Source organism: Mycobacterium sp. (assembly GCF_049585075.1).
Lineage (GTDB): Bacteria > Actinomycetota > Actinomycetes > Mycobacteriales > Mycobacteriaceae > Mycobacterium.
This window is the reverse complement of the sequence record NZ_JBAUZA010000220.1, coordinates 1-3,207: the sequence shown is the minus strand read 5'-3', so window position 1 is coordinate 3,207 and position 3,207 is coordinate 1. Positions and strand designations below refer to the sequence as shown.

Annotated in this window: 3 protein-coding genes; all 3 read right to left on the bottom strand. The window is 66.1% G+C overall.

Going from position 1 to position 3,207, the window contains the following annotated elements; all coding sequences use genetic code 11:
• On the bottom strand, positions 1 to 889 hold an 889-nt coding region (locus WB785_RS10715), incomplete at its 3' end, for a DHH family phosphoesterase (RefSeq protein WP_424079019.1).
• On the bottom strand, positions 864 to 1,328 hold the full coding sequence (gene rbfA / locus WB785_RS10710) for a 30S ribosome-binding factor RbfA (RefSeq protein ID WP_424079018.1): 465 nt from the start codon (positions 1,326 to 1,328) through the stop codon (positions 864 to 866). The genes rbfA and WB785_RS10715, both read right to left, overlap by 26 nt.
• A gap of 30 nt (positions 1,329 to 1,358) precedes the next feature.
• A partial coding sequence (gene infB / locus WB785_RS10705; protein ID WP_424079016.1) for a translation initiation factor IF-2 occupies positions 1,359 to 3,207 on the bottom strand: 1,849 nt, incomplete at its 5' end.

Below are 3,207 nucleotides of genomic sequence, written 5' to 3'. Positions count from 1 at the left end.
GGTCGACTGCGGCCTTTGCCCGCATCGACACCGACCACTGTTGCGGCTCGATCTCTTTGAACACCGCCGCCACCTCGGCCTCCTCGGTGGTACGGACGATGTCGACGATGCTCTCCACTTCCTCCGGGCGGGCGCTGATCCATTCCTGGTGTGCGACAACGGCGTACACCATCCCGCGACCGTCGATCGCGTCCGGCACGAGCTGCGCCGAACCCAACACCCGCGACAGCATCGTCAGCCACCGGAACGGATGGGTGTCCATCAACGACCGGCTGATCGCCGCGTTGTCGACGCCCAACTCGACCAGCCTGGCCGCCAACCGATGTGCGCGCGCGCTGGCCCACCGGAACGACCCGGTATCGGTGAGCAGCCCCGCGTAAAGGCAGTGCGCCACGTCGGCGTCGATCGGCTTACCCCACGCGTCGAGCAACTCGGCAACCAGCATCGTGGTGGAGTCCGCCGACGGGTCGACGAGGTTCACCGTGCCGAACAGCTGATTCGACGCGTGATGGTCGATCACCAGCAGTTCTGGCGCGATATCCGCGATTTCGCGCAGTTCTCCGAGCCGGTTGATACTCGGAATATCCACGGTGACAACAAGATCGACATCACGACGCATGACACGCGGATCGACCAGCAGCTGACCGCCGGGCAGCGACCGTAACGACTCCGGAAGCTCCGCCGGGGCCGCGAAGCTGACCTGGACGGCCTTGCCGCACCGGTCCAGCTCCAGGGCCAGCGCCAGCCCGGCACCGATCGTGTCGGCATCGGGATAGACATGGCAGACCACCGCGACCGTGTCGGCGGCGGACAGCACCTCGGCAGCCCCGACGGCGTCAACCCGTCGTGCCGTGGTCGCTGCTTCAGCCTTCGAGTTGATCGTCGTCACCGGTCTCCTCTGCAGTGGTCCGGTATGGGTCGGCCTCTCCCGCCGGCTTGGCGCCTTCGCGAACCCGAGCCACATCGGCGTCTGCGGCGCGGGCGCGGGCCAGCAACTCTTCCATCCGTTGCACCGAGTCGGACACCGTGTCCCGGGTGAACGTCAGCGTAGGCGTGAACCGTACGCCAGTGCCAGCCCCGACCTTGGTGCGCAGCACACCCTTCGCACGGTCCAGCGCCGCTGCGGCGCCGTCGTAGTCGGGTTCGTCGTCCAGCGTCGACCCCATCACCGTGTAGTACAGCGTCGCGTCGTGCAGATCGCCGGACAACTTAGCGTCGACGATGGTGATTCCGGCCAGCCCGGGATCCTTGATCTCGTACTCGATCGCCGAGGCGACGATCGCGGTAATCCGCTTGGCCAGTCGGCGGGCTCGGGCCGGGTCAGCCATGCCGTGTGTTCAGGTTGTCCGAATTCATCTTCAGGAGCGTTCCTTCTGGACCAGCTCGTAGGTTTCGATGACGTCGCCTTCTTTGATGTCGGAGTAGCTCAGCGTCAGACCGCACTCATAGCCTTCGCGGACCTCAGTGACGTCGTCCTTCTCCCGCCGCAATGACTGTACGGTCAGGTTCTCGGCGACCACAATGTTGTCCCGCAACAGCCTGGCCTTGGCGTTACGCCGCACCACACCGGACGTCACCAAACAACCGGCGATGACACCGACCTTCGACGAACGGAACAGCGCGCGGATCTCGGCGCGACCCAGTTGGTGCTCCTCGTAGATCGGCTTGAGCATGCCGCGCAGGGCCTTTTCGATCTCGTCGATCGCCTGGTAGATCACCGAGTAGTACCGGATGTCCACGCCTTCGCGGTTGGCCAGCTCGGTCGCCTTGCCCTCGGCTCGCACGTTGAAGCCGATGATCACCGCGTCCGAGGCCGACGCCAGGTTGACGTTGGTCTCGGTGATGCCACCAACGCCGCGGTCGATGACCCGCAGTTCCACCTCGTCGTCGACCTGAATGCCCATCAGGGCCTCTTCCAGCGCCTCGACGGTACCGGCGTTGTCGCCCTTGAGGATCAGGTTCAGCTGGCTGGTTTCTTTCAGCGCCGAGTCCAGGTCCTCCAGGCTGATCCGCTTGCGCGACCGCGCCGCGAGCGCGTTGCGCTTGCGGGCGCTGCGCCGGTCGGCGATCTGGCGTGCGATGCGGTCCTCGTCGACCACCAGCAGGTTGTCACCGGCTCCGGGCACCGACGTGAAGCCGATGACCTGGACCGGCCGCGATGGCAGTGCCTCGTGGACGTCCTCGCCGTGCTCGTCGACCATGCGGCGGACCCGGCCGTAGGCGTCGCCGGCGACGATCGAGTCACCGACCCGCAGCGTGCCGCGCTGGATCAGCACGGTGGCCACCGGCCCGCGACCGCGGTCCAGGTGCGCCTCGATCGCCACACCCTGGGCTTCCATATCGGGGTTGGCCCGCAGGTCCAAAGCGGCGTCTGCGGTCAGCAGCACCGCCTCTTCCAGAGCCTCGATGTTGGTGCCCTGCTTGGCAGAGATATCCACGAACATCGTGTCGCCACCGAAATCCTCTGCCACCAAACCGTATTCGGTGAGCTGCCCGCGAATCTTGGCGGGGTCGGCGCCTTCCTTGTCGATCTTGTTCACCGCCACCACGATCGGCACGTCGGCCGCCTGCGCGTGGTTAATGGCTTCCACTGTCTGCGGCATCACCCCATCGTCGGCGGCGACCACCAGGATCGCGATGTCGGTGGCCTTGGCACCGCGGGCACGCATGGCAGTGAACGCCTCGTGACCCGGGGTGTCGATGAAGGTGATCGGTCGCTCGCTGCCGTCGAGGTCGACGGAAACCTGATAGGCGCCGATGTGCTGGGTGATCCCGCCGGCCTCGGCCTCGCGGACGCTGGCATTCCGGATGGTGTCCAGCAGCCGCGTTTTACCGTGGTCGACGTGACCCATCACGGTCACCACCGGCGGACGGGTCTGCAGGTCCTCCTCGCTGCCCTCGTCTTCGCCGTAGGTCAGGTCAAAGGACTCCAGCAGCTCACGGTCTTCGTCCTCGGGGCTGACGACCTGGACGTTGTAGTTCATCTCGCCGCCCAGTAGTTCGAGCGTCTCGTCGCCGACCGACTGAGTGGCCGTCACCATCTCACCGAGGTTGAACAGCGCCTGCACCAGAGCGGCCGGGTTGGCGTCGATCTTCTCGGCGAAATCCGAGAGCGATGCCCCGCGGGCCAGCCGGATGGTCTCGCCGTTGCCGTGCGGCAACCGCACGCCGCCGACGACCGGCGCCTGCATGTTTTCGTATTCGGCG

Coding starts and splice junctions, on each gene's coding strand:
- rbfA (WP_424079018.1), bottom strand. CDS start 1,328: ATGGCTGACCCGGCCCGAGCCCGCCGACTGGCCAAGCGGATTACCGCG.